Below are 26,415 nucleotides of genomic sequence, written 5' to 3'. Positions count from 1 at the left end.
GCGATGGCAAGGTTCCCGTGACGGCGATGGCACACTTGTGATAAGAGCTTGAACGCATGACACGCAATCTCATTACCGACATTCCGGGAATCCGCGTCGGCCATGCTGGCGACATGGCGCTCGGCTCAGGCTCCACGGTCATCGTGTTCGACAAGCCGACGATCGGCAGCATCGATATTCGCGGCGGCGGCCCGGGCACCCGCGAAACCGCGATGCTCGAACCCGATTACACCGTCGACAACATCGACGCGGTCACCTTGTCCGGCGGCTCCGCTTTCGGCCTGGAGGCCGGCGCCGGCGCGCAGGCGCTGCTGCGCGAAAAGGGGCGCGGCTTCCGCATCCGCGACGCGGTGGTGCCGATCGTGCCGGGCGCGATCCTGTTCGACCTCCTGGCCGGCGGCAACAAGGACTGGGGACGTTACGCCCCGTATCGCGAGTTCGGCTACGAGGCGGCCAAGAACGCCCGCGCCGATTTCGCACTCGGTACCGTCGGCGCCGGCGTCGGCGCCACCACCCGCACCCTGAAGGGCGGCCTGGGCTCCGCCTCGGCCAAGACGCAGAGCGGCTTCACCGTCGGCGCCATCGTCGCGACCAATGCCGCCGGCAATGTCACCATCGGCAGCGGCCCGCATTTTTGGGCGGCGCCTTACGAGCACAACAAGGAATTCGGCGGCCGCGGCTGGCCGGCGAAGATGCCGCCCAATGCGCTCGCCTTTCGCAGCAAGGGCCAAGTGCGCGAAAACACCACCATCGCCCTGGTCGCGACCGACGCGGCGTTGACCAAATCGCAAGCCAAGCGGCTGGCGATCATGGCGCAGGACGGAATGTCGCGCGCGATCTATCCGGTGCACACGCCGCTCGACGGCGACATCGTTTTCGCGATGTCGGTCGGCCGCAAGCCATTGCCCGAGCCGATCTATGCGCTGAGCGAACTCGGTACGCTGGCCGCGAATGTGCTGGCCCGCGCCATCGCCCGCGGCGTGTACGAGGCCACGCCCCTGCCCTTCCGCGGCGCGCTGCCAAGTTGGAAGGACAAATTCGGCTGACGAACGAAACCCGGCGCGGCGCGTTGTCCGTGCGGAGGAGACGCGCCATGCCGTCGAGCGTGATTGCGGGATTTGACTACGATACCGACCACGCCACGCTCACCGTGGTGTTCGTCAGCGGCCGCATCTATCGCTATTTCGCCGTGCCCGCCGAGGTCGCGGCGATATTCCGCAAGGCGTCCTCGAAAGGCACGTACTTCAATACACACATCCGCGACCGCTATCCCTTCCGCGAAATCACCGCGGCGCCTGCGTAAAGCCCCTTGAAGACATCCGCCCGTCCCCGCGAAAGCGGGGACCCAGCGCGGCAATTCAAACTTATTGGAGCCGGTTGGATTCCCGCTTGCACGGGAATGAGCGTTGAATGTGGCGACCCCGACGCTAACGCCCGGCGACCTTGCGCATCAGCGCGAGCGGATCGGCAGGCGCAGCGTCGCCGGTCCAGGCGATGAACTGATCCGGCCGCACCAGGATCATGCGACAGCCGTAGGCTTGGCGCGCATCAGGGCTGCCATCCTCAACGACTTTCAGCGGCACCGCGAGCGCTGCGGCCGCTTCCTGAAATCTCACACCATCGGCCGAGTCAAAGGCAAAGAGCGTAAAGCCCTCGCCCAATTCCTCGAACGTATTGCGGCCTGAGGAAAGAAGCTGCGGCGCGAGGTGGTGCCCGGCGCGCGCCTCGAAGGCGTGATTGCCATGCGCCCCCGACTTGCCGTTCGGCGGCCCGGCCACAACGGGCGAGCCTTCGTAATTGGGTTCGTAAGACCGCACGCGGAGGCCGAGATCGCCTTCATGCGCGGCCCAGGCTTTTTCGAAGGCGGCCTTGTCCTTCGCCGGATTGTAGCGATTGAGGAAGTCCGCCTCTTTGCGAATGCGGTCGGCAATGAAATCCTCGGCCACGTCGCGGAACACCGGCTGGCGCTCCAGCGAATAGGAATCGAGCAACGTGTCACCGCCCCAGCCTTGCAGCCGCGCCGCCAGCTTCCAGCCGAGATTGACCGCGTCCTCGAGGCCGTTATTGAGACCGAAGCCGCCGTAGGGCGGATGGCTGTGCGCGGCATCGCCGGCGATGATCATGCGGCCGGCGCGATAGTGGTCGGCCACCGCGTTGCGCAGCTCCCAGAAGCCCGTGTAATCGAACTCCACCGCGAACTCCGCGCCGACCGCCTTGTACAGCGGTTGACGGAAATCGAAGTTGTCGCGATCGCTGTCGCGCGCGATGGGCGCGTGAAAGAAGAAGCTCTCGCCGACATCGATACGGCCGAAGAACTGCCAATAGCCTTCGAACTCCGGATGCATGACGCGATACGTCGACCGGTCTGGAAAGCGCTCGAACAATTTGTGCAGTTCGCGCGACCGGAACACGACCAGCACCATCAGCTTGTCGAAGTCCGTGCCGCTGCGCTCGATGCCGGCCGCTTTGCGCACCAGGGACCGCGCTCCATCGCAGCCGACAACGTAGTCGGCGCTCAACTCCTGACGGGCGCCGTCCTTGGCGATTGTCGCCCGCACGCCATTCGCATCCTGCGCAACCTCGACCGCCGTCCAGCCCCAGAACGCGTCAACGGACGACATGCTCGCCACCTTGCGGCGCAGCACGTCCTCCATCTGATATTGCGGCATCCGATCGTTGTCTTGGAAGTAGTACGGCCGCACGAGCTCGCGCCCCGCCGGAGCGTGCCAATACTCGCTCATGAGATTGCCGTAGGCCGTGATCTCTCCGATGGCATGCCCGCGCGGCATCAAGCGCGCGGCGCGAAGTTCCTCGACGATGTTCCAGAAATAGAAGTGCTCGAGCGTCCGTTGCGTAAGATTTTGCCCCTTTGGGATCTTATGCATCTCGGTTCGGCTTTCGATCAACGCGCATGAGATGCCGCGCGAGCCGAGACTGATCGCCAGCGCCAATCCGACCGGACCGCCGCCGACGATGATCACCTGAACGTGTTTGTCCACAATTGCATTCCCATTGCCGAGCACGACTCGCTTGCGTCGCTATCGTGATAGTCTCAAATGCGACCCCAAGAAAAATCAATAAACGTGCGCGCGGGAGAATGGAAACGTGACCATCATTTCGGCATTGCGAAATTTGCTGGCGCTAACTGTAACATTGATCGTCATCGCGGTGGCGAACACGGCCAGTGCGCAATCGTTTCCCACACGTCCCATCCGGCTCATTGTTCCGTTTCCCCCTGGCGGCTTGAACGACAACGTTGCGCGCATCGTGCAGCCCTATCTACAGGAGAAGCTCGGACAACCGGTCATCGTCGAGAACCGCGCCGGCGCGAGCGGCATTGTCGGCAGCGAGTATGTCGCGAAGGCGCCGCCTGACGGGCACACGCTGCTCGTGGTCGCGTCGTCGCATACGGTCATTCCGGCGACGAACTCGAAGTTGCCCTACGATCCCGACAGCGATCTTGCCGCCGTCGGCCTGCTGGCGCGCGACCCGATGCTGTTCGTCGTCAACGACAACGTCGAAGCGAAGACGCTGCAGGACTTCGTGAAGCTGGCCCAGTCGCAACCAGGCAAGCTCACTTACGCGACGCCTGGCACCGACAGCCAGTCGCACTTTGTGACGGAACTGTTCAGCCTCGAAGCGCATATCAAGATGCTGGAAGTGCCCTATCGCGGCGGCGCGCCGTCGGTGCTGTCGCTGATCTCGGGCGAAACGCAATTCGCAGTGCTGTCGACACAGCTCTCCGCGCCGCAAATCAAGGCCGGCAAACTACGCGCCCTCGCCTGGGGCGGCGACGCGCGCAACCCGCAATTCCCCGACGTGCCGACCTTGAAGGAGGCAGGCTTCGCCCGCGTGAAGGCGCTGCAATGGGTGGGCATGCTGGCGCCGGCGAAGACACCGCCGGATGTCATCGCGCGGCTCAACGGCGTCCTGCGCGAAACGCTGACAAATCCCGACGTCATGAAGAAGCTCGAAGTGCAGGGATTGACCGCAACGGCCACCACGCCGGCGGCGTTCGATCAGATGATCGACTCCGAGATCAAGGAATGGCGCGACGTCGGCAAGCAGGCCGGTATCGCCCAGCGCTGACACGTCAGCGAAGAAAGCGCTCGGCGCCATACGGGGCGGGATCGCAGAACGGCGTCTCGGCCGCCATCATCTGCGCGATCAGCTTGCCGGTCGGCGGTCCGAGCGTCAGGCCCCAATGCGCATGACCGATGGCGAGCCAGATGCCGGACAGCCCCGGCGCGCGGCCGATCACCGGACGTGAATCCGGGAAGCATGGCCGGCTGCCCAGCCAGGTCTTGTCGTCGGCGCGCTCGCCGAGCGCGAACAGACTACGCGCCCGCGGCATCAGTCGCTCGAACTGCACCGGCGTCGGCGCCGCATCGCGCGCCGCAAACTCAGCGCCGGTCGTCAGCCGGATGCCTTGCTCCATCGGCGTGATGAGATAGCCGGAGGCCACGTCGACCACCGGCCGCTTGAGCGTCGCGCCGTTTTCACCCTGGAAATGGCGGTGATAACCGCGCTTGAAGCCCATCGGCAGTTTCAGTCCCATCGGCTCGAGGAGATCGGGCGCCCACGGCCCGAGCGCCACCACGACCTGCGCGGAGTCGACACCGCCTTCGTCGGCCTCCACCCGCCAACGATTGCCGATGCGATGCAGCGAGCGTGCATCGCCGTTCACCGTGACGCCGCCCAACGCGGCGAAACGTTTGGCGTAAGCGCGCGTGAGCGCGAGCGGATTGCTGATGCTCGCCGCGGCGGGCCAAAACACCGCCTGCTCGAACACCGGCCGCAAGGACGGCTCGAGTTCGAGCGCGCCGGCCGTATCGAGCTTGGCGACCGGCAGGCCGAACTCGGCGGCGAGGTCGAATTCCGGTTGCAGCGCGGCCACCGACGCCTTGTCCGGATAGAGCTTCATCCACCCGGTCTTGCGCAAGAGGTGCGTCGCATCCGCTTCCGCCATCAACGCCTCGTGCTCGGGCACCGCGCGCGCAAACAGCGGCCGGTTGAGCCGCGCCGTCTCGACAATGCGGTCGGGCCGCGATGCAGCGCGGAAGGCGAACAGCCACGGCGCGGCCTTAGGCAGGAACGAGAAGTGATAATTCGCCTCGCTCGCGCGCTTGAGCGCGACCCGCATGAGCGCGCCGAACGAGGATGGAAAGGCCGGAGGCAGGATCGTCGACCCTTCGATCACACCGGAATTGCCGTAGGACGTCTGCTCGCCGACGCCACCACGGTCGACCAGCGCGACGGAAAGCCCACGCTTGACGAGATGCAGCGCCACCGACGTGCCGACGATGCCGGCCCCGAGAACAATGGCATCGGTCCGAGCCATGCTGAAAAGTCTCCACTCGCCATGCGATTTAGCCGGCTTTTAAATATGGATTGGATCGCTTGCAGACGCTATGACCCTTTAGCCGCACCTGCGCCGGAGACCCACCCCGAATGCCGATCCTGAACACGCTCGTCGCCGCGCTGTCATGGATCGGTCGAACGGGAACACGCGGGCTCGCCGTCTCGATCTTCCTCGGTCTCGCCGTTCCGCAGCTCGCAGCCTATGTGAAGCCGTATCTCAGCGAAATCGTCTTCATTCTGCTGCTGTTCTCCTATCTGCGCACGGACCCGCAGGCGTTTCGTGGTTATCTGCGCGCCCCGGCGCTGCCGGCGGCCGCTGCTCTCTGGGTCATGGTCGCGCTGCCGCTGCTGATCTGCTCGATCTACGCACTGTCGGGTGCGCGCAGCATGTTCCCCGATCTTTACGCCCTCCTCATCCTGCACATGGTTGTGGCGCCGTTGACGTCTTCCGCCGCGTTCGCGGCGCTGATGGGTCTCGACGTCGCGCTGTCGCTGATGGTCCTGATCGTCTCGAGCGCGCTGTCGCCCATCACCAGCGTCGCGTTCAGCTATCTCTTTCTCGGCACGTCGCTGTTCTCGCCGATCGGTCTCGGCGTAAAGCTGTTTTTCTTCTATGCCGCCTCCGGCGTGATCGCCTTCGTGATCCGTCGCACGGCCGGCCAAGCCTGGATCGAGAAGCAGCGCCAACCTATCGACGGCCTCAACATGATCGCGCTGTTCGCCTTCGCTATCGTCGCGATGGAGAACGTGCCGCGGAACGTGATGGCCGATCCGTTGTTCGCGCTCGGCATCCTGGGCTTCGTCGTGGCCCTCGCCTGCGCTCAGCTCGCCCTCACCGCGGCGGTCTTTGCCCGCGTGGGCATCGACCGCAGCATGGCCATCGGCTTTTGCGCCGCCTTCCGCAATCTCGGTGTGGTGATGGCGGCGCTCGGCTCATCGATATCCGACGTCGCCTGGTTTTATTTCGCGCTGGTGCAGTTGCCGATCTACGTGTTGCCGGCCGTGGTGAACGCGCTGGCCAAACGCGGCCGGCGCGTCTCCACGCCTTGAGTTCAGGCGATCGTCGAGACGAGCGAGGTCGCCTGGCCGATCAACTGCGACTGCATCTTGATCAGTTGTTCGATCAGATTGCTCGCTTGGCTATTGCCGCTGCCGGACGAACCGCTATCGCTCGATGAGCTGTCGCTGGACGACCCGCCGCCCGCCGCCTTGGCCGGCGTGGTCGAGGTGACCGTGCTGCCGTCCGCATAGGTGACGGTGGTCGTCGTCGAGCCATCGGCCGCGGTCGTCGTTTGCGTCGTAGCACCGGAAGCATCCGTTCCGTTCAGGAGCGACTCGAGGCCACCGCCTTGCCCTGACGCACCTTCCGCTTCGCCACCACCGCCGCCACCGTGGTGGTGGTGATGCCCGTGCGCGCTCGACAGTTCGCCCTGGCTGACGCTGCCGTCGCCGTTACGGTCGAGCTTGCTGAAAATCGCGTCCGCGCTCGAGGCATCGACGCCGGACGAGCTCAGCGCCTTCTCAAAATCGGACTTGCTGATGGTGCCGTCGCCATCGGTGTCCAGCTGCGAGAACAGGCCGGACGCGCCGCCCGCACTGTTGCTGCCCTGCAGGGACAGCAGGGCCGACAGCGTATCGCTTTGGAACGGCGACGAGAGGCTGCCGGTACCGCTGGTGCTTGCGGCGGATGGGGCACCGGCATTGCCGGTGGTGCTCGACGCGGCCTGCCCGAGGCCGTTGAACAGATCGGTGTTGCCCGTCGCCAGGGAGAGCCCCGACGACAGGAGTGATTGTAGATACGATAGTGCGGATGATGATGAGGTTGAACTCACCGCAGACATGACACAGTCCTCGCGCGCGCCGGCCGGGCCGGCAGACATCGCCCCACCGTGTCCGAGCAAGGGCCGGACCAACGCCGACCGATCGCAAAACTCCTGTTTTGCCTCTACTTTTCCACAGCCGCCTGCGAAGGACGCGTGCGCGACGGCGGCAAAAGCCGGCAATATTTGCCGCATGCGCGCGTGATTTGCCGGGTGCGTTAAGGTGAAGGGGCGCGAACTTCGGCGCGTTGCCCCCTACCGCCCAGCGTGTTACCCGAACTCCTTCAGGAGCCCCCGACATGTCCCGTCCGCTCATCATCTCGCCGTCGATCCTGTCCGCCGACTTCGCCAAGCTGGGCGAGGACGTGCGCGCCATCGACGCGGCGGGCGCCGATTGGATCCATGTCGACGTGATGGACGGCCATTTCGTGCCCAACATCTCGATCGGCCCGGCCGTCGTGCAGGCGCTGCGCCCGCATTCGAAGAAGATCTTCGACGTGCATCTGATGATCGCGCCGTGCGATCCATATCTTGAGGCCTTCGCCAAGGCCGGCTCCGACATCATCACCGTGCACGTGGAGGCCGGTCCGCACATCCACCGCTCGCTGCAGGCGATCAAGGCGCTCGGCAAGAAGGTCGGCGTGACGCTCAACCCGGGCACGCCAGTGTCGAGCCTGGAGAACGTGATCGACATGGTCGATCTCATTCTCGTCATGTCGGTCAATCCGGGCTTCGGCGGCCAGAGCTTCATCCCCGGCGCGCTGGAGAAGATCGCCGCCGTGCGCGCGCTGGTCGGCGCCCGTCCGATCGACATCGAGGTCGACGGCGGCGTGACGCCGCAGAACGCGGCCGAGGTCGTGCGCGCCGGCGCCAACGTGCTGGTCGCCGGCTCCGCCGTGTTCAAAGGCGGCGCCTACAAGGCGAATATCGACGCCATTCGCAACGCCGCCGCCTTGGCGCGCGGAGAAGCGGCGTAGAGCGCGCTTATGCGCGCGCTCGTCATCGGCAATTCTGACGGCATCGGGCTCGCGACCACGCGCGCGTTGCTTGCGCGCGGCCATGAGGTCACCGGCATTTCGCGGCGCGCCGCGCCGATCGCCGCCGCGGGGTACGACCACATCGTCCAGGACGTCACCGAGCCGCGCTATCGCGACGTCCTCAATGACTATCTCGCGCGTCACGCCGATATCGACCTTTGCATCTATTGCGCCGGCATCGGGGCGCGCCTCGATCTGAACGATCTCGCGCGGCAAACGCAGACCTTCGCCGTGAACCTGATGGCCGCCGTGATCACCACCGAGGTGGTCCTCGGCCACATGATCGCGCGCGACCACGGTCACTTCATCGGACTGAGTTCGATCGCCGACCTGATGGTGTCGCCGCAGGCGCCCGCTTATACCGCCTCGAAGGCCGGCATCTCGCGCTACTGGGAAGGTCTCGGACGCGCCCTCGCCGGCCGCAAGCCCAAGCTCTCGAACGTCAGGTTCGGCTTCGTCGACACCAAGATGGCCGACGCCCCGCTCCGGCCCTTGCTGATGACCGCCGACGCGGCGGCCCGTTTCGTCCTCGGCGTCGTCGACCGGCCCCGGCTCACGGCGACCAAGCCATTCGTCATGACCCTGCTCGCGCGGCTGACGACGCTCATTATCCGCTCGCCCTTGTCTTTCCTGTTCGTACCACGCAACTAAGTGCGTGGTGGCTATGGCTGGCCGACTTTGAAACGGCCGCCGCGACGTGTTACCCCCACCCGATCCCAACGAGAGACTGCCGATGATCCCCCGTTATTCCCGCCCGGCGATGACCGCCATCTGGTCGCCGGAGACCAAGTTCCGCATCTGGTTCGAGATCGAGGCGCACGCGGCCGACGCCATGGCCGAGCTCGGCGTCATTCCGAAGGAAGCCGCCAAGACGATCTGGGCCAAGGGCAAGGACGCCAAATTCGACGTCGAGCGCATCGACGCCATCGAAGCGGAAGTGAAGCACGACGTCATCGCCTTCCTCACCCACGTGTCCGAGATCGTCGGCCCGGAAGCGCGTTACATGCACTCCGGCATGACCTCCTCCGACGTGCTCGACACCTGCCTCAACGTGCAGCTCGTGCGCGCCGCCGACATCCTGCTCGCCGACATCGATGCGCTGCTCGCCGCGCTCAAGCGCCGCGCTTTCGAGCACAAGCTGACGCCGACCGTCGGCCGCTCGCACGGTATCCATGCCGAGCCGACCACCTTCGGCCTCAAGCTGGCGCAGGCTTATGCCGAATTCGCGCGCAACCGCGAGCGCCTGGTCGCCGCGCGTAAGGAAGTCGCCACCTGCGCCATCTCCGGCGCCGTCGGCACCTTCGCCCAGGTCGACCCGCGCGTCGAAGAGCACGTCGCCAAGGCGATGGGGCTCGCAGTCGAGCCGGTGTCGACGCAGGTGATCCCGCGCGACCGCCACGCGATGTATTTCGCGACGCTCGGCGTCATCGCCTCGTCGATAGAGCGCCTCGCCATCGAAATCCGCCACCTGCAGCGCACCGAAGTGCTGGAAGCCGAAGAGTTCTTCTCCGAGAAGCAGAAGGGCTCCTCGGCCATGCCGCATAAGCGCAATCCGGTGCTGACCGAGAACGTGACGGGCCTCGCCCGCATGGTGCGCTCTTACGCCCTGCCGGCGATGGAGAACGTTGCGCTCTGGCACGAGCGCGACATCTCGCACTCCTCGGTCGAGCGCATGATCGGCCCTGACGCGACGGTCACGCTCGACTTCGCGCTGGCGCGGCTTGCCGGCGTCATCGACAAGCTGATCGTCTATCCGGCGAACATGCAGAAGAACATGGATCGCCTCGGCGGCCTGATCCACTCGCAGCGCGTGCTGATCGCGTTGACCAAGGCCGGCGTGTCGCGCGAGGACGCTTATCGTCTCGTGCAGCGCAACGCCATGAAGGTCTGGAGCGGCGAGGAAAAGGACTTCCTTGCGCTGCTGAAGAAAGACCCGGACGTGAAGGCGAAGATGTCGGACAAGGAGCTCGAGGCCAATTTCGACCTCGACCACCACTACAAGAACGTCGACACGATCTTCAAACGGGTGTTCGGAGCGAGCTGAACGGATGACCGGAAATCCTGTCGGGCGCGTCGTCGCTGTCTGCGCCGCTAAAGGCCACAACTTCAGCAAGCCGCCGTGCTTGAGCATCCGCTTGCTGAAGGGCCTCGGCGTCGAAGGCGACGCGCACATGGGCGAGAAGGTGAAGCACCTCTTTCTCGCCCGCAAAAATCCCGATGCGCCAAACCTGCGACAAGTGCACCTGATGCACACCGAGCTGTTCGAGGAAGTGCGGGCCAAGGGCTTCGACGTCAAGCCGGGCGATCTCGGCGAAAACGTCACCACCGAGGGCATCGACCTGCTCGACCTGTCGACCGGGACGAAGCTGCATCTCGGCGACGAGGCGGTCATCGAAGTCACCGGCCTGCGCAATCCTTGCTATCAGATCGACAACTTCCAGAAGGGGTTGCTGCATGCGACGCTCGACAAGAGCGGCCCCAAGCTGGTGCGCAAAACCGGCATCATGAGCATCGTTCTGGTCGGCGGCGACGTCCGACCCGGCGACACCATCCGCGTCGAACCACCCGAAGGACCGCATCGGCCGCTGGAGCTGGTGTAACCATGCGCGACGCCACCGACGCTTACGACTTCCTGGTACTGCCCGGCCTGTCGAATTCCGGCGTCGACCATTGGCAGTCCTACTGGTGCATGGCGTTTCGCAACGCCAGCCGCGTGCTGCAGGACGAATGGGACAATCCGAAACTCGCCGAATGGCTGCCGCGGCTCGATGCCGCCATCGCCAACGGCACGCGGCCCGCGGTACTGATCTGCCATAGCCTCTCGTGCTCGCTCGCGGCGCACTGGGCGGCGCGCGGCAACAAGAGCCGTGTCGTCGCCGCGTTTCTGGCCGCCCCGTCCGACATCGAGTCCGATACGCATACGCCGCCATCGACCCGCGACTTCGCGCCGATGCCGCTCAAGCCGTTTCCGGTGCCGTCGCTGGTGGTGGCCAGCGTCGACGATCCTTTCGTCACCATCGCCCGCGCGCAACACTTCGCCACAGCCTGGGGCGCCGACTTCTGCAACGCCGGCGAGCTCGGCCACATCAATTCCGCCTCTCGGCTCGGCCTGTGGCCGCAGGGGCTGCTGCTGTTGGGGCAATTGCTCGCGCGCGCCGCGCGCTAACCCGCCTTCATCCGGACGGCAACAAGATGCCGCCGGCGCAGCGGACCGCGCCGGCGGCTGATCGTTTATCCGTGGAGGCGCCTAGCGCCGGTGATGCCATCCATGGTGACGGTGGTGATGTCCGCCATGCCAGCCGCGGTGCCAGCCACCGCCCCAACCGACACCAAAGCCGACCATCGGCGGCGGCGCGACGATCACCGGCGGCGGCTCTGCCGCGTAGACCGGGCTCATGCCGTCGAGATAGCTGCGGCTGGCAAAGCCGCGGGTACCGCCCCACGCCACCCGGCACCACGAGCCGCGGCAGCCGAGCACGTTCACGCTCGCACCCGCCGGCATCGTGTTGACCACGGCGTAGTTGGTGCCCGGTCCCGCGCGCAGGTTGAGATCACCGGTGACCACAGCAGGCGCCGCTGCAGCGGCCCCGGCGGAGGCCAGGAAAAGTCCGGCGGCGAGCGAGAAATGTTTAAGCTGCATGTGCTAATCCCATATTCATGATTGCGCCCCACTCCTGGAGAGAACGGCTGCGGCCGCCCGTTCCGGCTGCGACTCTTCGTCACCGTTCCGCCGCAACAGTCAGGTCATGCTGCCGCCTCCCGATCCGCTGACGCCGTCGATGACAGCCGCCCGCCCGCTCACAATCCTGGTGTTCGATTCCGGTGTCGGCGGCTTCACCGTCTTCCGCGCGGTGAAGGCCGCCCGCGCCGATGCGCGCTATGTCTACATCGCCGACGATGCCTTCTTTCCCTACGGCGCCCAGTCGGAGGATGTGCTCGTCGCGCGCATCGTCGATGTGATCGGCAAGGCGATCGACGACTACGCGCCCGATCTCGTCGTCATCGCTTGCAACACCGCCTCGACCATCGCGCTCCCCGCTTTGCGCGCGCGCTTCAAAGTGCCCTTCGTCGGCACGGTGCCCGCGATCAAGCCGGCCTGCGCGCAGTCGAAGACCAAGCGTGTCGCTGTGCTCGGCACGCAGGCGACGGTGAACCGCGAATACACGCGCGCGCTCATCCGCGAGTTCGCCAATGGTTGCGATGTCGTGCTGGTCGGCTCGGGCAAGCTCGCCGGATTTGCCGAAGCGGAGCTTGCCGGCGCACCGGTGAGCGACGACGACATTGCCGCCGAGATCGCGCCCTGCTTTGTCGACAAGGAGGAGCGGCGCACCGATACGGTGGTGCTCGCCTGCACGCACTATCCGTTGCTCACGCGGCGCTTCCGCGCCGTGGCCCCGTGGCCGGTCGAATGGCTCGATCCGGCGCCGGCGATCGCGCGCCGCGTCTCTGACCTGTTGCGCGACCGCCCGGCGGCGAGCGAACCGGCACCGCCCGCGCGCATCGTGCTCACCTCAGGCAAGACACCGCCGTTCATGGCCGGCCTCGCCAAGCTCGGTTTTTAGAACGCCTGCGCCTCGATTTCCCAGAAGCCGCGCCAGATCATGTCGAGCGCGACATAGAAGATAATGGCGAGGCCGATATAAGCGATCCAGCGATGACGGTTGAGCAGCCGCGCGATGAAGCTCGCGGCGATGCCCATCAAGAGGATCGACAGGCCAAGACCGAAGAACAAGGCCAGCGGATGCTCGCGCGCGGCGCCCGCCACCGCCAGCACGTTGTCGAGCGACATCGACAGATCGGCGACGACGATCTGCCAGGCCGCCTGCGCCAGCGTCTTCTTCGGCACATTAGCGTCACCGTTCGTGAGCGCCGCCTCGCAGTCGTCCTTGCCCGGGCCGCGCAGCTCGCGCCACATCTTCCAGCACACCCACAGCAGCAGGATGCCGCCGGCAAAGACCAGGCCGACGATTTCCAGGAGGCGCAGCGCGATGCCGGCGAAGGCGATGCGCAGCACCGTCGCCGCCGCAATGCCGATCAGGATGGCGCGCGGCCTTTTCTCGCGCGGCAGCCCGGCCGCGGCGAGGCCGATGACCACCGCATTGTCGCCGGCCAGCACCAGGTCGATCATGATGACCTGCAGGAAGGTGGCGATCGCCTGGTGGGAAATGTCGAACATTGTTGCCTTGCCTCGCGCTCCGAGCGACATACCGTACATGGACGGTGGGAAGTATTTGACTCTGCGGGCGCTTTTCCCTAGATAGCCCCTCGTCACGCGGGCCTTAAGGGCCCGCGCGGCGTTTCGCGACCCGTGGTAAGGCCTTGCGCTTACGAGGCTTTTCCTGTCGGCACCGGGGTGACCCGGGGCAAAGGAGGGCGCGGTTCCTCACCCAATACGCTCTAACAAACGCGAGGACGCGATGACCAAGCGCGCAGAATCCAAGTACAAAATCGACCGCCGGATGGGCGAGAACATCTGGGGTCGTCCGAAGAGCCCGGTAAACCGCCGTGAGTACGGCCCCGGCCAGCACGGCCAGCGCCGCAAGGGCAAGCTCTCGGACTACGGCGTGCAGCTGCGCGCCAAGCAGAAGCTCCGCTTCTACTACGGCAACATCTCCGAGAAGCAGTTCCGCGCCATCTACGACGAAGCCATCCGCATGAAGGGTGACTCGGGCGCCAACATGATCGGCCTCCTCGAGCGCCGCCTCGACGCGGTCGTGTACCGCTCGAAGTTCGTGCCGACCGTGTTCGCCGCGCGGCAGTTCGTCAACCACGGCCACGTCAAGGTGAACGGCCGCCGCGTCAACATCCCGAGCTACCGGGTGAAGATCGGCGACGTCATCGAGGTCAAGGAAAAGTCGAAGCAGCTCGCCATCGTCATCGAGTCGCAGGCTTTGCCCGAGCGCGACGTGCCGGACTACATCGAAGTCGACGGCGGCACGCTCACCGCCAAGCTGGCGCGTGTGCCGACGATCACGGACGTGCCCTACGCGGTCCAGATGGAGCCGCATCTGGTGGTCGAATACTATTCGCGCTGATCGAACGTCATCGCAGCGCTGCGAGACAGGGAAACCCCGCCCAAAAGGCGGGGTTTTTGCTTTTCACCTCGCCGTCGCAGCCGTCGTCTTGATGAAATCGATGAAGGCGCGCAGCGGCGCCGGCACGAGACGCCGGCCGGGATAATAGAGGAACGGGCCGGAGAAGCTTTCCCACCACTCTTCCAGCGCCGGCTCGAGTGCGCCGCTCTCGAAATGCGGTCGCAGCCAATCCTCGAACATATAAATGATGCCGGTGCCCGCGAGCGCCACGTCGACGGCGAGATCGGTCGCCCCGCCAAGCGTGACCATGAACGGGCCATCGGGCGCAATCCGCACCGTCTCACCGTTGCGCTCAAACTCCCACGGCGGCGGCGCTTTACCGGCGAAACGGCCGAGCAAGCATGCATGGCCGAGCAGGTCGCGCGGGTGTGCGGGCCGGCCGCGGCGGTTGAAATAGGCTGGCGCCCCGGCCAGGGCGAAACGCTGAACGCGTGGCCCGATCGGCACGGCGATCATGTCCTGCTCCAGCCGCTCGTCGTAGCGGATGCCGGCGTCGCAGCCGGCCGCCAGCACGTCGATGAAGCTTTCTTCCGCAATCACCTCGAGACGGATGTCGGGATAGGCGGCAAGAAACGCCGGCACGATGCTTGGCAGCACCAGACGCGCCGCACTCACCGGCACGTTGAGCTTGAGCGTGCCCGCCGGCCGGCCGCGGAAGGTGTTCACGACATCGAGCGCGGCCTCCACCTCGCTCAGGGCGGGCCCTAGGCGATCCAGCAGGCTCCGTCCCGCCTCGGTTGGCACGACGCTGCGGGTCGTCCGGTTCAAGAGCCGGACGCCCAGCTGCGCCTCGAGCCGCCGCACCGCCTCGCTCAGGCCGGAGGCGCTGACGCCGCTGACGCGCGCCGCGTCACGAAAGCCGCCGGCCCGCGCCACGGCCACGAAAGCATTGAGATCGGCCAGGTCCGCCTGCATTGTCCTAAATTCCGCACGACCTGTGCCGATTGTGCCGGATTATCGTAAAGCGGGCAACACACTATGTCCGGTCTCTCTTCAAAGGGAGATAGACCCATGACCACCATCGACAAAGCTGGCACCTACAAGCTCGCCGGTCACACCGTGCGGCGGCTCGGCTACGGCGCGATGCAACTCGCCGGCCCGGGCGTGTTCGGGCCGCCGAAGGACCCGACCGCCGCTCGCGCGGTGTTGCGCGAGGCCGTTGCCGCCGGCGTCAACCACATCGACACCAGCGACTTCTACGGGCCGCACGTCACCAACCAGATCATCCGTGAGGCGCTGCACCCCTATGCGGACGATCTCGTCATCGTCACCAAGATCTCGGCCCGTCGCGGCGCCGACGCGTCCTGGATACCGGCGATGTCGCCGGAAGAACTGACGCAAGCCGTGCACGACAACCTGCGCAACCTCGGCATCGACGCCATCGAGGTCGTCAACTTCCGCAGCATGCTCGATGTGCATGGGCCCGCCGAAGGTTCGATCGAGCCGCAGCTCACCGTGCTCGCCGATTTGCAACGCAAGGGGCTGATCCGTCACATCGGTCTCAGCAACGTCACGCCGACCCAGATCGCCGAAGGCCGCAAGATCTGCGAGATCGTTTGCGTGCAGAACCAGTACAACGTCGCGCATCGCGGCGACGACAAATTGATCGACGATCTCGCCCGCGACGGCATCCCTTATGTGCCGTTCTTCCCGCTCGGCGGCTTCTCGCCGCTGCAGTCATCGATCTTGTCGGATGTCGCCAAGCGCCTGAACGCGACGCCGATGCAGGTCGCGCTCGCCTGGCTGCTGCGCCGCTCGCCGAACATCCTGCTCATCCCCGGCACGTCGTCGGTCGCGCATCTGCGCGAGAATCTCGCGGCGGCCGACCTCGTATTGCCGGATGACGCGATGACGGCGCTAAATGGCATCGCAGTGAAGGCGAACTAATTCGCAAGCAACAGCATCAGAGAGGCTGTCCTCGGTGGCTGCCTCTCTGCTGCACCTTCGATGCTACGGCAAAAGGATGAGGCTCCCGGTCGTCCGGCCCGTTTCAAGATCGGCCTGCGCGCGATCAGCCTGAGCGAGCGGATATTCGCCGCCGATGTCGGCAACGATGCCAGCGCGCATAACGGCCATGAGCGCTTGCGCGGCGCGATGATAGCGGTCCATGTCCGCCGTGTAGCCCATGATGCTCGGGCGGGCGAGCGACAGCGACCGCACCGGGCCAAGCTCTTCAAGATCGAGCGGCGGAATAGGCCCAGCCGCCTGCCCGGTACTCGCCACAGTGCCAAAGCGGCGCACGCAAGCCAATGTCTGGCGCAGCATGTCGCCGCCAATGCCGTCGATCGCAAAATCGACGCCCCGCCCCTGAGTCAACTTGCCGACCTCCGCGACGATATCGGCATCGCGACCGACAATGACGTGATCGGCGCCATGAGCCCGCGCCACTGCCGCCTTGGCGGGTGAACCCGCCGTGCCAATCACCGTCGCGCCGATATGCTTAGCCCACCGAACCAGCAGGCCGCCGAGCCCACCCGCCGCGGCGTGCACAAGCAATATATCGCCCGCGCTGACGCAATAGGTTTCGGTAAGCAACATATGCGCCGTCAGGCCTTTGAATATCGTCGCCGCTGCTGTGCGCGCAGCAACGTCGTCCGGCAGGCGAACCAACCGCGCTACCGGCAGCAACCGCGTCGTTGCGTAAGCACCGACCGGCGCACCTGCATAAGCAGCCCGATCGCCGACGCGCCATTCCGTCACGTCATCTCCAACAGCTTCGACAACGCCGGCGCCTTCGATGCCGAGCACGGCGGGATAAGGCAGAGGATAAAGTCCCGTCCGGTGATAGATATCGATGAAATTGGCCCCGATCGCTTCGTGCCGAATACGCACCAGCCCCTGCCCCGGCATCTGTTCAGGAGCATCGACGAGGGCGAGCCTGTCGACGCCGCCCGGGCCAATCATTTGCACTGCCTTGCCCATAAGAACTCTCCGTTGTCAGTCCAAAATGGCAGGTGGCAAGGTGGTCGGAAATTGCTTATTATTTAGCATCGTATGTGAATATTTTAACAGACGGTCTGCGCGACAATGGACTGGGACAATCTTCGCTATTTCGCCGCGCTTGCCGCCGGTGGCAGTCTGTCTGCCGCGGCCCGCATGCTCGGCGTCGAACATGCAACGGTCGCCCGACGCATCGCCGCGCTTGAAGCCGAACTCGACCTCAAACTGGTCGATCGCCGCGCACGGCGGCTCACATTGACCCCCGACGGCGAGCGCATTGCCGCGATCGCTGCGCGCATGGAGCAGGAAACTCAAGCTGCGCGACGCACTGCATCGGGAGCCCGCGCGACGCTGAGCGGCACGGTCACGATCAGCGCACCACCGGCGCTTGCCGCGGCGCTACTCGCACCGCCATTGGTCGCGCTACGCGACAAGCATCCAAGCCTCGCAATTCACCTGCACGGCGAATTGCGCGAGGCCTCGCTTGACCGGCGCGAGGCGGACATCGCCTTGCGGCTGAGCCGTCCGACCGCGGGCGACCTCACGATCAGGAAAATCGCCGAGATGGTGTTCAGATTTTACGCGGCGCCTAATTATCTCAAGGCCGCCAAGCGCAAGGAGCGGCGTTATATCGGTTATATTGGCGCCATGCAGCAGTCGCCTCTGCAGCGACTAGTCGATCGATCGGGCGGCAGCAAGCCATCGGGCTTTGCCTCGCCGATGCTGGAAATTCATCAGGCGCTCGCGCGCGCCGGTGCCGGCCTCACCCTTCTGCCGGACTTCATGGCGGCAAACGACAAAGCCCTGGTCGCGGTGAAGGGTACCGAGACACTGACGCGCGATCTCTGGCTTGTCACGCATACTGACATGAACATGTCAGCGCCGATCCGCGCCGTCACACAAGCTTTGACGCAGTGGTTCGAAGCACCGGAGCGGTTGATTCGGTGACGCAAAAGAAAACAAACGCCGTCGCGGACGTTCCGCGACGGCGTTTTCAACTTATTGTGGCGGCGGGGACGCTCAGGCGACCTGACGGACCGCGACGCCCTTGTCCTTGAACACGTCCTGCAATTCTCCGGCTTGGAACATCTCGCGCACGATGTCGCAGCCGCCGACGAACTCGCCCTTCACGTAGAGCTGCGGAATGGTCGGCCAGTTCGAGTAGGCCTTGATGCCGTTCCGCAGATCGTCGGACTCAAGCACGTTGAGGCCCTTATAGGCGACGCCGAGATGGTCGAGGATCTGCACGACCTGGCCCGAGAAACCGCACATCGGGAACTGCGGCGTGCCCTTCATGAACAGCACCACGTCGTTGTTCTTCACTTCGTTATCGATGAATTGCTCGATGCTCATGATTTTAATCCCGTTGGGCGCCGCCGCGCGGTCGGCGCGGGGTTTCACCGCCTGTTCGCGATATATGTAGCGCAGATTCCGCCGCCACCCCAAACACCGCCAAGCACTGCAGCTCAACGATTTTGTGGGGCGTAGAAGGTCCCTTCGACCTCCACGATATCGTCTTGGTTGAGCCTCGTGACCTCCACGATGGTGCGCGGCGGGTAAGGTCCGCCGGCCCACAGCTCTTCCTGGACCCGGTTCACCAGCGGTCTTATGCCAGCCATATCAGTGACATAGACGACGAGCCGGACACAGTCGGCCAGGCCCGCCCCCTCCGATGCGGCAATCGTCCGCATATTGGCGAAGGCGGTCCGCACCCGCGCCTCGGCACCCTCGACCAGCCGGTTGCTTGCCGGGTCGATGCCGCGCATGCCCGCCACGTAAACGAAGTCCCCAGCGCGGGCGCCAACGCTCCAGGTGCCGGTCGGGTTGATCGCGCCCTCGGGCGCCAGCAGGCGGACGCCGTGTCCGCCGCTCATGGTCAGGCGTCCGGCGCGGCGGTCTGGAGGGCCAGCGCATGCAGCACGCCCCCCATCTGGCCCTTCAGCGCCTGGTAGACGAGCTGGTGCTGCTGGACGCGGGTTTTACCCTTAAAGGCCGAGGAAATTACCGTTGCCGCGTAGTGATCGCCATCACCGGCGAGATCGCGGATGGTCACCTGCGCGTCCGGCATGCTCTGCTTGATCAGCCGCTCGATTTCGCGGGCATCCATCGCCATTTCTATGTTCTCCTAAAGGCCGCGGACCCCATAAAGCGCGAATCCGTGCCTCTGCTAAGCATTAATTTGCGCCCAAATTTTTACGGCTGACAATATCCCGCGGCGCTCTAGCATGCCCTTCAACGCGATGCGTCACAGCTTTTCACGCTAAGCGCGCGCTGATGCCATTCGTCATGCAGGATTGGGGGGAATGATCATGCGGAACCAGGCTCATAAAGTGCTGCTACCGATTGCCACGGTTGTCGGGGCGCTGGCGCTGACATTGAGCGCACAGGCACAGGTCACGTCCGAGCAGCAGAGCGCGATCAAGGCCAACTGCCGCTCGGACTTCATGGCCAAGTGCTCCGGCGTGACGCCGGGCGGCAAGGACGCCCTCGTATGCCTGCAGAAGAACGTCAATGGCTTGTCCGCCGCCTGCAACTCGGCCGTGAGCGCGACATTGCCGCCGCCGGCTGCGCCGAAGGCCGTCGAGGCCGCTCCCGCTCCGGCGCCCGCTCCTGCCCCGCAATCAGCCCCACAGCCAGCCGCGACACCGCAACTGGTCGCCGTCCCGTCAGCGCCTGTGCCCGCCGCCCCACCGAAGGCTGCTGCCGCGGCTGCGCCGAAGGCCGCTCCGGTTGCCGCAGCGCCGACAGCAGCGCAGCAGAATGCGATCAAGCAGGCCTGCCGCTCCGACTTCATGGCGAAATGCACGGGCGTCACACCCGGCGGCAAGGACGCCCTCACCTGCCTGCAGCGCAACGCAGGCACGTTGGCGCCGGCCTGCAAGCAGGCGGTGGCGGCCATCGGTGGCGCAGCAGCCGCAGCTTCCGCGACGGTGGCGGCAACGACACCCGCCGTAACGGCCGCACCCGCGGCTGGACCGACGCCGCAGCAGCTCAAGGCGGTCAAGTTCACCTGCCGGGGCGACTTCACACGCTATTGCCGCGGCGTGCAGCCAGGCGGCGCGGAAGCGATCGGCTGTCTGCAAAGCAACGCCGCGCGCCTGACGCCTGACTGCAAGACCTCGCTCGCCGACATCGCCGACTCGATGCCCGCCGCCGCCAGCGCCGGCGCGCCTGCCGCCGCGGCACCCACGGCCGAACGCCGCCCGCTGCCGCCCGGCATCACGCCAGCCGGCCGCATTCTGCGCCGCGTGATGGAGCGTAATCAGCAGTGATGCGAGCGCGTTGGCCGCTCAGGCGTCGTAGACCTCGCCGGCCATATAGGCCGGTAGCCAATGCTCGGACTGCTGCCGGAGATCGGCGACCGGCAGCGGCCGCTCGCCTTCGAGCACGAGTGCTTCGCCGCCGGTAACGCCGATGCGTGACACCAGCATGCTCGACGCCCTGGCGCGTTCGATCACCGTTTCGACCTTGTCCTTCGGCACGGTAACCACATAACGCGCCTGATCCTCGCCGAACCAATGGGCGTGGGCCGGCACGTCGTTCGGCGCGGCCGATAGCACCGCGCCCATGTTCGCGGCCATTGCCATCTCGGCGACGGCAATCAGCAAGCCGCCATCCGACAGATCGTGCGCCGCGCTGACCATGCCGTCGAGAATGAGCGCGCGCACGAAATCGCCGTTCTCTTTCTCTTCAGTCAGATCGACCGGCGGCGGCGCGCCTTCTTCGCGGCCGCAGATTTCGCGCAGATACATCGACTGACCGAGCCACCCAGTGGTCTCGCCGATGAGCAGGATCGCCTCGCCCTCACACTTGAACGCGAGCGTCGCCGATTTGGTGAAGTCTTCGAGCAGACCGACACCGCCGATCGACGGCGTCGGCAAGATCGCGCGGCCGTGGGTCTCGTTGTAGAGCGAGACGTTGCCGGAGACGACCGGGAAGTCGAGCGCCTTGCACGCCTCGGCGATGCCGCGCACGCAGCCGACGAACTGGCCCATGATCTCGGGCTTTTCAGGATTGCCGAAGTTGAGGTTGTCGGTGATGGCGAGCGGCTTGGCGCCGACCGCCGTGAGGTTGCGCCAGCATTCGGCGACCGCCTGCTTGCCGCCTTCGAACGGATCGGCCTCGCAATAACGCGGCGTCACGTCGGTCGAGAACGCCAAGCCCTTCGGCCCGTCCTCCACGCGCACGACCGCGGCATCGCCACCCGGCCGTTGCACCGTGTTGCCGCCGATGACGTGATCGTACTGTTCCCACACCCAGCGCTTGGAGCAGAGGTCGGGCGAAGCGATCAGCTTCTCCAGCGCCTCGATCGTATCGACCGGCGCCTGCACGGTATCGGCCTCGATCTCTTCGAGCTTGGCCAGACTGACGAAAGGCCGCTTGTATTCGGGCGCCTCGGTGCCGAGCTCGATGATCGGCAGATCGGCCATCACCTCGCCCTGGTGCTTGACGACGAAGCGCTTGGTCGGCGTCGTCTCGCCGACGACGGCGAAGTCGAGCCCCCATTTGCGGAAGATCGCTTCGGCTTCCTGCTCCTTCTCGGGCTTGAGCACCATGAGCATCCGCTCCTGGCTTTCCGAGAGCATCATCTCGTAAGCGGTCATGCCCTCTTCGCGGCACGGCACCTTGTCGAGATCGAGCGTGACGCCGAGATCGCCCTTGGCGCCCATCTCGGTTGCCGACGATGTCAGGCCCGCCGCGCCCATGTCCTGAATGGCGATGACGCAGCCTTTGGCCATGATCTCGAGGCAGGCCTCGAGCAGCAGCTTCTCCGAGAAGGGATCGCCGACTTGCACGGTCGGACGCTTCTCCTCGGCGTCGGCGCCGAACTCGGCCGAGGCCATCGTCGCGCCATGAATGCCGTCGCGTCCGGTCTTCGAGCCGAGATAGACGATCGGCATGCCGACGCCGGAGGCGGCCGCATAGAAAATCTGATCGGCCCGCGCGATGCCGACGGCCATGGCGTTGACCAGGCAGTTGCCGTCATAACGCGAATGGAAGCGCACCGAGCCGCCGACCGTCGGCACGCCGAAAGAATTGCCGTAGCCGCCGATGCCGGCAACGACGCCGGACACGAGATGCCGCGTCTTGGGATGCGACGGTGCGCCGAACGACAGCGCGTTGAGGCACGCGATCGGCCGCGCGCCCATGGTGAAGACGTCGCGCAGGATGCCGCCGACGCCGGTCGCCGCGCCCTGGTACGGCTCGATGTAGCTCGGGTGGTTGTGGCTCTCCATCTTGAACACACAGGCGAGCCCATCGCCGATGTCGATGACGCCGGCGTTCTCGCCCGGGCCCTGGATCACCCACGGCGCCTTGGTCGGCAGGCCGCGCAAATGCACCTTGGACGACTTGTAGGAACAATGCTCGTTCCACATCGCCGAGAAGATGCCGAGTTCCGTCAATGTCGGCTCGCGTCCGATCAGCTTGAGGATGCGCTCGTACTCGTCCGGCTTGAGGCCGTGTTCGGCGACGAGTTCGGGCGTGATCTTCACTGTGTTAGGAATCATGTCGTTCCGGGCCGGGGGCGGGAGGGTGACGGTTCACCTAGCATATATAGGGGCGGCTGCCAGACAGCCTTTTCGGCGGCGTCCAGAGGAAAAAGCACGCGTTTTTCGTGACGATAAAGCGACGACGGTGTTACCGGCAGCACGCCAACGATCGGTCAGGCCGCCTGGCCGAGATAATCGGTCAAACCGGCGAACAGGCCTCGGCCGTCGGTGCAGCCGACGATGGCTTCGACGTGGTTCTCCGGATGCGGCATCATGCCGAGCACGTTGCCGCCATCGTTGAGAATGCCGGCAATGCCGTTGATGGCGCCGTTGTGATTCCAGTTGGGATCGACGAGACCGTCCGGCGACGAATAGCGGAAGAGCACCCGCCCCTCGCCTTCCAGCCGCGCGATGGTCTCGCCGTCGGCGATGTAATTGCCCTCGCCATGCGCCACCGGCACGCGGATCACCTGGCCGGCATTGTAGCCGCGGGTGAACGGCGTATCGGAACGTTCGACGCGCAGATAAACGTCGCGGCAGATGAACTTGAGCTGCTGGTTGCGCATCAACACGCCCGGCAGCAGGCCGGACTCGCAGAGAATCTGGAAGCCGTTGCAGACGCCAAGCACGAGGCCGCCTTTGGCGGCAAAGTCGTGCACCGCTTTCATGATCGGCGCGCGCGCGGCGATCGCGCCGCAGCGCAGGTAATCGCCGTAGGAGAAGCCGCCCGGCACGACGACGAGATCTGTGCCCGCCGGCAGCGCGGTCTCGGCATGCCAGACCATGGCCGGTTCATGACCGGACACCAGCTTGAGCGTGCGCGCCATATCGCGCTCGCGATTGATTCCCGGGAAGACGAGGACAGCAGCTTTCATAGCGATGGAGCGTCACTCAGTTCGAGGCGGAGTTCGATACGATCGAGGCGTTGCTCGTGGCGCACAAGCGTCGCATGGATGCCACTGAGCTCCTGGTGAACACCCAGCATTTCCTGGCGCCCCGCTTGCAATTGCGTCCTGACGGCCTGCATTTCCTGCTTCACTTCGTCGACTTTGCCGTCGACCTGCGCAAGCCGCGCCTGGACTGCGTTCAGCACCTCATAGATCAATTCGTTGGTCACTTCGGCCATCGGGCACCTTTGAGCTAAGTCCCCTAACCAAGTACCTGCACACTATAGTTCTCGACCACCGTGTTCGCCAGAAGCTTGTCGGCGGCCTGCTTGAGCAGTTCCTCCGCCTTGGCGCGGTCGGCGGTGCCTTCGAGTTCGATGTCGAACACCTTGCCCTGGCGCACGCTGGCGACGCCTTCGATGCCGAGCGAACGGAGCGCGCCCTCGATCGCCTTGCCTTGCGGATCGAGAACGCCGGTTTTCAGGGTGACGGTAACGCGGGCTTTCATCGGGGTTCCCAACGCGGAATTAAGAAGCAAAACGGGGGCCGTTAAGGCCCCCGGTTAGCATCCTTGCGGATTCGGCTCAATGACGACGAATCGCTCGTCCTCAGCCTTTCACCAATACCGGGCCGGTGCCTTGCGGCCGCTCGCCCTCGCTCATAATGCCGAGGCGCTTGGCGACTTCGGTATAGGCCTCGACGAGGCCGCCGAGATCGCGGCGGAAACGGTCCTTGTCGAGCTTCTCGTTCGACTTGATGTCCCACAGCCGGCACGAATCGGGCGAGATCTCGTCCGCGACGACGATGCGCATGACATCGTTCTCCCACAGCCGGCCGGTCTCCATCTTGAAGTCGACGAGACGGATGCCGACACCGAGGAAGAGCCCGGAGAGGAAATCGTTGACGCGGATGGCGAGCGCCATGATGTCGTCGATCTCCTGCGGCGAAGCCCAGCCGAAGGCGGTGATGTGCTCTTCCGACACCATCGGGTCGTTGAGCTTGTCGTTCTTGTAATAGAACTCGATGATCGAGCGCGGCAGCTGCGTGCCTTCCTCGATGCCGAGGCGGGTCGCCAGCGAGCCGGCGGCGACGTTGCGCACGACGACCTCGAGCGGAATGATCTCGACCTCGCGGATCAACTGCTCGCGCATGTTGAGTCGGCGGATGAAATGCGTCGGCACCCCGATGTCGTTGAGGTGCTGAAAGACGTATTCCGAGATGCGGTTGTTGAGAACGCCTTTGCCTTCGATCACTTCGTGCTTCTTGGCGTTGAAGGCGGTCGCGTCGTCCTTGAAGTGCTGGATCAACGTACCTGGCTCAGGGCCTTCATAGAGGACCTTCGCCTTGCCCTCATAAATGCGGCGACGGCGGCTCATTGGAGTATACCGTGGTTTGTGAAAGTCCATCGGGGGTGCCGTGGCTCCTGTTTAAGACTTAAGCGAGATCCGCGGCGGCGGGGCCAGACCGGCAGCGATTCCCGCGCGACGGTCCAGACACACGGGCAACCTAGCCCAACGGTCCGGGCAGCACAATCGATCAGGCCTCACGTTTTCCACTCCGCAATTTCGCCGCAAACGCGCGCCGGGATGTTGCCTTGACGCTGGCCGGGCGATATGCAAAGCCGCAGTAAAGTTACTTATGCACGCGGTTTTTCGATCGCAAGGAAGGGGCGGCATGACCACAACATTCGACAAGCGCGAAGAAGGCTTCGAAAAGCAGTTCGCGCATGACGAGGAATTGCGCTTCAAGGCCATGGCCCGCCGCAACAAGCTCCTTGGGCTCTGGGCGGCTGGTATCCTGGGCAAGAGCGGCGCCGATGCCGAGGCTTATGCCAAGGAAGTGGTGCTCGCCGACTTCGAGGAAGAAGGCGACAACGACGTCGTGCGCAAGGTGCTCAAGGATCTGGAGCCGAAGAGCATCTCCGAGCAGGATGTCCGCGCCAAGATGGCCGAGCTTCTGGCGCAGGCCGTCGAGCAGATCAAGAAGAGCGGCTGAGTCCTTCACATGACCACGGCGCCCTTTTCGCTCGCCCGCCGCCTGCGCGCGGGCGAAACCGTTTATTCCGGCTGGAGCAATCTCGCCTCCCCGGTCGTTGCCGAAAGCATCGCGCGCGAGGGCTTTCCGGCCGTCGTCATCGACGTGCAGCACGGGCTCTGGGACGTGGCCTCGGCCTTCGCCGCCATCGCCGGCATCAACCACGCGGGCAGTGCGCCGGTTCTGCGTGTACCGCTCAATGATTTCGCCTTCGTCTCGCGCGCGCTCGACATCGGCGCCGAGGGCATCATCGCGCCGATGATCAACACGCCGACGGACGCGAGCGCTTTTGCCGCAGTGGCGAAATTTCCGCCGGTCGGCGAGCGCAGCTTCGGCCCGCACCGGGCGATGGCGCTGCAAGGGCGCAAGGTCCCGGTCGACTATCTGCGCGAAGCCAACGAGGGCACCCTCACCTTCGCCATGATCGAAACGCCGACTGCCCTCGCCAATGTCGACGAGATCGCCGCGACGCCGGGCATCGATGCGCTGTTCATCGGCCCTTACGACCTGTCGACCTCGCTGTCGGCCGGCAAGGCGCAGGACATCACCGCGCCGGAGGTGGAAACGGCCATCGACCGCATCCGCGAGGCCGCCGACAAAGCGGGCAAGATTCCGGGCATCTTCTGCCGCGATGCCGAGCGCGCCAAGGCGATGGCCAAGCGCGGCTTCCGCTTCGTCACCGTCGGCAATGATCTCGGCTTCCTGCGCGAGAGCGCGTCGGCCGCGCTCAAGGTCTTGCAGGGCTGATC

31 protein-coding genes are annotated in these 26,415 nt (G+C 65.2%); 16 read left to right on the top strand and 15 right to left on the bottom strand.

The window, feature by feature from the left end:
- The first annotated feature begins 56 nt into the window (after window positions 1–56).
- Entirely contained in the window at window positions 57–1,046 is a 990-nt protein-coding gene (locus tag DW352_RS01450; RefSeq protein ID WP_115687848.1) for a P1 family peptidase, read from the top strand.
- A gap of 47 nt (window positions 1,047–1,093) precedes the next feature.
- Window positions 1,094–1,303: a KTSC domain-containing protein gene (locus tag DW352_RS01445; protein ID WP_115687846.1), complete on the top strand. Its 210-nt coding sequence runs from the start codon at window positions 1,094–1,096 to the stop codon at window positions 1,301–1,303.
- A gap of 124 nt (window positions 1,304–1,427) precedes the next feature.
- Here the strand turns inward: DW352_RS01445 and DW352_RS01440 are convergent, their stop codons facing one another.
- Entirely contained in the window at window positions 1,428–2,999 is a 1,572-nt protein-coding gene (locus tag DW352_RS01440; protein WP_210209913.1) for an FAD-dependent monooxygenase, read from the bottom strand.
- Window positions 3,000–3,105: 106 nt separating this feature from the next.
- On the opposite strand from DW352_RS01440, the gene DW352_RS01435 reads away from it, so the two are divergent.
- Window positions 3,106–4,089 carry a Bug family tripartite tricarboxylate transporter substrate binding protein gene (locus tag DW352_RS01435; RefSeq protein ID WP_115687842.1) on the top strand — a complete coding sequence of 328 codons (984 nt, stop codon included), beginning with the start codon at window positions 3,106–3,108 and terminating at the stop codon, window positions 4,087–4,089.
- A 4-nt stretch (window positions 4,090–4,093) separates the two neighbouring features.
- Here DW352_RS01435 and DW352_RS01430 read toward each other — a convergent pair whose 3' ends face one another.
- On the bottom strand, window positions 4,094–5,341 hold the full coding sequence (locus DW352_RS01430) for an NAD(P)/FAD-dependent oxidoreductase (RefSeq protein WP_115687840.1): 1,248 nt from the start codon (window positions 5,339–5,341) through the stop codon (window positions 4,094–4,096).
- 110 nt (window positions 5,342–5,451) lie between these two features.
- On the opposite strand from DW352_RS01430, the gene DW352_RS01425 reads away from it, so the two are divergent.
- Entirely contained in the window at window positions 5,452–6,411 is a 960-nt protein-coding gene (locus DW352_RS01425) for a Na+-dependent transporter (RefSeq protein ID WP_115687838.1), read from the top strand.
- A 2-nt stretch (window positions 6,412–6,413) separates the two neighbouring features.
- On the opposite strand, the gene DW352_RS01420 is transcribed toward DW352_RS01425, so the two are convergent.
- Window positions 6,414–7,241, bottom strand: coding sequence for an EF-hand domain-containing protein (locus DW352_RS01420; RefSeq protein WP_245434279.1), 828 nt, complete (start codon window positions 7,239–7,241; stop codon window positions 6,414–6,416).
- A 239-nt stretch (window positions 7,242–7,480) separates the two neighbouring features.
- Here DW352_RS01420 and rpe point away from each other — a divergent pair, with 239 nt between their 5' ends.
- The 5 genes from rpe to DW352_RS01395 all read left to right on the top strand — a co-directional run bounded on the left by rpe (window position 7,481) and on the right by DW352_RS01395 (window position 11,384).
- Window positions 7,481–8,158, top strand: a complete 678-nt coding sequence (gene rpe, locus DW352_RS01415) for a ribulose-phosphate 3-epimerase (protein ID WP_115687836.1) — start codon at window positions 7,481–7,483, stop codon at window positions 8,156–8,158.
- A gap of 9 nt (window positions 8,159–8,167) precedes the next feature.
- On the top strand, window positions 8,168–8,869 hold the full coding sequence (locus DW352_RS01410; RefSeq protein WP_115687834.1) for an SDR family NAD(P)-dependent oxidoreductase: 702 nt from the start codon (window positions 8,168–8,170) through the stop codon (window positions 8,867–8,869).
- Between the two features lie 82 nt (window positions 8,870–8,951).
- Window positions 8,952–10,262, top strand: a complete 1,311-nt coding sequence (gene purB / locus DW352_RS01405) for an adenylosuccinate lyase (RefSeq protein ID WP_115687832.1) — start codon at window positions 8,952–8,954, stop codon at window positions 10,260–10,262.
- 4 nt (window positions 10,263–10,266) lie between these two features.
- A complete protein-coding gene (locus tag DW352_RS01400; protein WP_115687830.1) occupies window positions 10,267–10,818 on the top strand; it encodes an MOSC domain-containing protein in 552 nt (183 codons plus the stop codon).
- Window positions 10,819–10,820: 2 nt separating this feature from the next.
- Complete coding sequence (locus tag DW352_RS01395) at window positions 10,821–11,384, top strand: RBBP9/YdeN family alpha/beta hydrolase (protein ID WP_115687828.1); 564 nt, start codon at window positions 10,821–10,823, stop codon at window positions 11,382–11,384.
- Window positions 11,385–11,465: 81 nt separating this feature from the next.
- Here DW352_RS01395 and DW352_RS01390 read toward each other — a convergent pair whose 3' ends face one another.
- The gene (locus tag DW352_RS01390; protein WP_115687826.1) at window positions 11,466–11,858 is read right to left on the bottom strand and encodes an SH3 domain-containing protein; all 393 of its coding nucleotides are present in this window, start codon (window positions 11,856–11,858) and stop codon (window positions 11,466–11,468) included.
- 106 nt (window positions 11,859–11,964) lie between these two features.
- Between DW352_RS01390 and murI the strand changes: the two genes are divergently transcribed.
- Window positions 11,965–12,780, top strand: coding sequence for a glutamate racemase (murI, locus tag DW352_RS01385; RefSeq protein ID WP_425374628.1), 816 nt, complete (start codon window positions 11,965–11,967; stop codon window positions 12,778–12,780).
- Here murI and DW352_RS01380 read toward each other — a convergent pair.
- Entirely contained in the window at window positions 12,777–13,394 is a 618-nt protein-coding gene (locus tag DW352_RS01380) for a TerC family protein (protein ID WP_115687824.1), read from the bottom strand. The two genes, murI and DW352_RS01380, sit on opposite strands and share 4 nt — an antisense overlap.
- A gap of 241 nt (window positions 13,395–13,635) precedes the next feature.
- On the opposite strand from DW352_RS01380, the gene rpsD reads away from it, so the two are divergent.
- Window positions 13,636–14,253: a 30S ribosomal protein S4 gene (gene rpsD / locus DW352_RS01375; RefSeq protein ID WP_115687822.1), complete on the top strand. Its 618-nt coding sequence runs from the start codon at window positions 13,636–13,638 to the stop codon at window positions 14,251–14,253.
- Window positions 14,254–14,316: 63 nt separating this feature from the next.
- On the opposite strand, the gene DW352_RS01370 is transcribed toward rpsD, so the two are convergent.
- Window positions 14,317–15,228, bottom strand: a complete 912-nt coding sequence (locus tag DW352_RS01370) for a LysR family transcriptional regulator (protein WP_115687820.1) — start codon at window positions 15,226–15,228, stop codon at window positions 14,317–14,319.
- Window positions 15,229–15,324: 96 nt separating this feature from the next.
- On the opposite strand from DW352_RS01370, the gene DW352_RS01365 reads away from it, so the two are divergent.
- Complete coding sequence (locus tag DW352_RS01365) at window positions 15,325–16,200, top strand: aldo/keto reductase family oxidoreductase (protein ID WP_115687818.1); 876 nt, start codon at window positions 15,325–15,327, stop codon at window positions 16,198–16,200.
- 63 nt (window positions 16,201–16,263) lie between these two features.
- Here the strand turns inward: DW352_RS01365 and DW352_RS01360 are convergent, their stop codons facing one another.
- A complete protein-coding gene (locus DW352_RS01360; RefSeq protein WP_115687816.1) occupies window positions 16,264–17,235 on the bottom strand; it encodes a quinone oxidoreductase family protein in 972 nt (323 codons plus the stop codon).
- Window positions 17,236–17,340: 105 nt separating this feature from the next.
- Between DW352_RS01360 and DW352_RS01355 the strand changes: the two genes are divergently transcribed.
- Window positions 17,341–18,201 (top strand): LysR family transcriptional regulator, encoded by an 861-nt coding sequence (locus DW352_RS01355; RefSeq protein ID WP_115687814.1) that lies wholly within the window; start codon window positions 17,341–17,343, stop codon window positions 18,199–18,201.
- A gap of 72 nt (window positions 18,202–18,273) precedes the next feature.
- On the opposite strand, the gene grxD is transcribed toward DW352_RS01355, so the two are convergent.
- From grxD to DW352_RS01340, 3 genes are all read right to left on the bottom strand, one after another.
- Window positions 18,274–18,606 (bottom strand): Grx4 family monothiol glutaredoxin, encoded by a 333-nt coding sequence (grxD, locus tag DW352_RS01350; protein ID WP_115694184.1) that lies wholly within the window; start codon window positions 18,604–18,606, stop codon window positions 18,274–18,276.
- A 113-nt stretch (window positions 18,607–18,719) separates the two neighbouring features.
- Window positions 18,720–19,127, bottom strand: a complete 408-nt coding sequence (locus DW352_RS01345; RefSeq protein WP_115687812.1) for a RidA family protein — start codon at window positions 19,125–19,127, stop codon at window positions 18,720–18,722.
- A gap of 2 nt (window positions 19,128–19,129) precedes the next feature.
- Window positions 19,130–19,366, bottom strand: coding sequence for a BolA family protein (locus DW352_RS01340; RefSeq protein ID WP_115687810.1), 237 nt, complete (start codon window positions 19,364–19,366; stop codon window positions 19,130–19,132).
- 196 nt (window positions 19,367–19,562) lie between these two features.
- Here DW352_RS01340 and DW352_RS01335 point away from each other — a divergent pair, with 196 nt between their 5' ends.
- The gene (locus tag DW352_RS01335; RefSeq protein WP_210209912.1) at window positions 19,563–20,525 is read left to right on the top strand and encodes a hypothetical protein; all 963 of its coding nucleotides are present in this window, start codon (window positions 19,563–19,565) and stop codon (window positions 20,523–20,525) included.
- 18 nt (window positions 20,526–20,543) lie between these two features.
- Here DW352_RS01335 and purL read toward each other — a convergent pair whose 3' ends face one another.
- The 5 genes from purL to purC form a co-directional block, all read right to left on the bottom strand.
- Window positions 20,544–22,763, bottom strand: coding sequence for a phosphoribosylformylglycinamidine synthase subunit PurL (purL, locus tag DW352_RS01330; RefSeq protein WP_210209911.1), 2,220 nt, complete (start codon window positions 22,761–22,763; stop codon window positions 20,544–20,546).
- A gap of 155 nt (window positions 22,764–22,918) precedes the next feature.
- The gene (purQ, locus tag DW352_RS01325; protein WP_115687808.1) at window positions 22,919–23,620 is read right to left on the bottom strand and encodes a phosphoribosylformylglycinamidine synthase subunit PurQ; all 702 of its coding nucleotides are present in this window, start codon (window positions 23,618–23,620) and stop codon (window positions 22,919–22,921) included.
- Complete coding sequence (locus DW352_RS01320) at window positions 23,617–23,871, bottom strand: hypothetical protein (protein ID WP_115687806.1); 255 nt, start codon at window positions 23,869–23,871, stop codon at window positions 23,617–23,619. Before DW352_RS01320 ends, purQ begins: the two co-directional genes overlap by 4 nt.
- Window positions 23,872–23,894: 23 nt before the next feature.
- Window positions 23,895–24,140: a phosphoribosylformylglycinamidine synthase subunit PurS gene (gene purS, locus DW352_RS01315; protein WP_115687804.1), complete on the bottom strand. Its 246-nt coding sequence runs from the start codon at window positions 24,138–24,140 to the stop codon at window positions 23,895–23,897.
- A 100-nt stretch (window positions 24,141–24,240) separates the two neighbouring features.
- Window positions 24,241–25,008: a phosphoribosylaminoimidazolesuccinocarboxamide synthase gene (purC, locus tag DW352_RS01310; protein ID WP_210209910.1), complete on the bottom strand. Its 768-nt coding sequence runs from the start codon at window positions 25,006–25,008 to the stop codon at window positions 24,241–24,243.
- Between the two features lie 298 nt (window positions 25,009–25,306).
- On the opposite strand from purC, the gene DW352_RS01305 reads away from it, so the two are divergent.
- The gene (locus DW352_RS01305) at window positions 25,307–25,627 is read left to right on the top strand and encodes a DUF1476 domain-containing protein (RefSeq protein WP_115687800.1); all 321 of its coding nucleotides are present in this window, start codon (window positions 25,307–25,309) and stop codon (window positions 25,625–25,627) included.
- A 9-nt stretch (window positions 25,628–25,636) separates the two neighbouring features.
- Window positions 25,637–26,413 (top strand): HpcH/HpaI aldolase family protein, encoded by a 777-nt coding sequence (locus tag DW352_RS01300; protein WP_115687798.1) that lies wholly within the window; start codon window positions 25,637–25,639, stop codon window positions 26,411–26,413.
- Window positions 26,414–26,415 lie beyond the last annotated feature (2 nt).

It is taken from the genome of Pseudolabrys taiwanensis (assembly GCF_003367395.1).
GTDB lineage: Bacteria > Pseudomonadota > Alphaproteobacteria > Rhizobiales > Xanthobacteraceae > Pseudolabrys > Pseudolabrys taiwanensis.
This window is presented reverse-complemented; position numbering and strand designations above follow the sequence as displayed.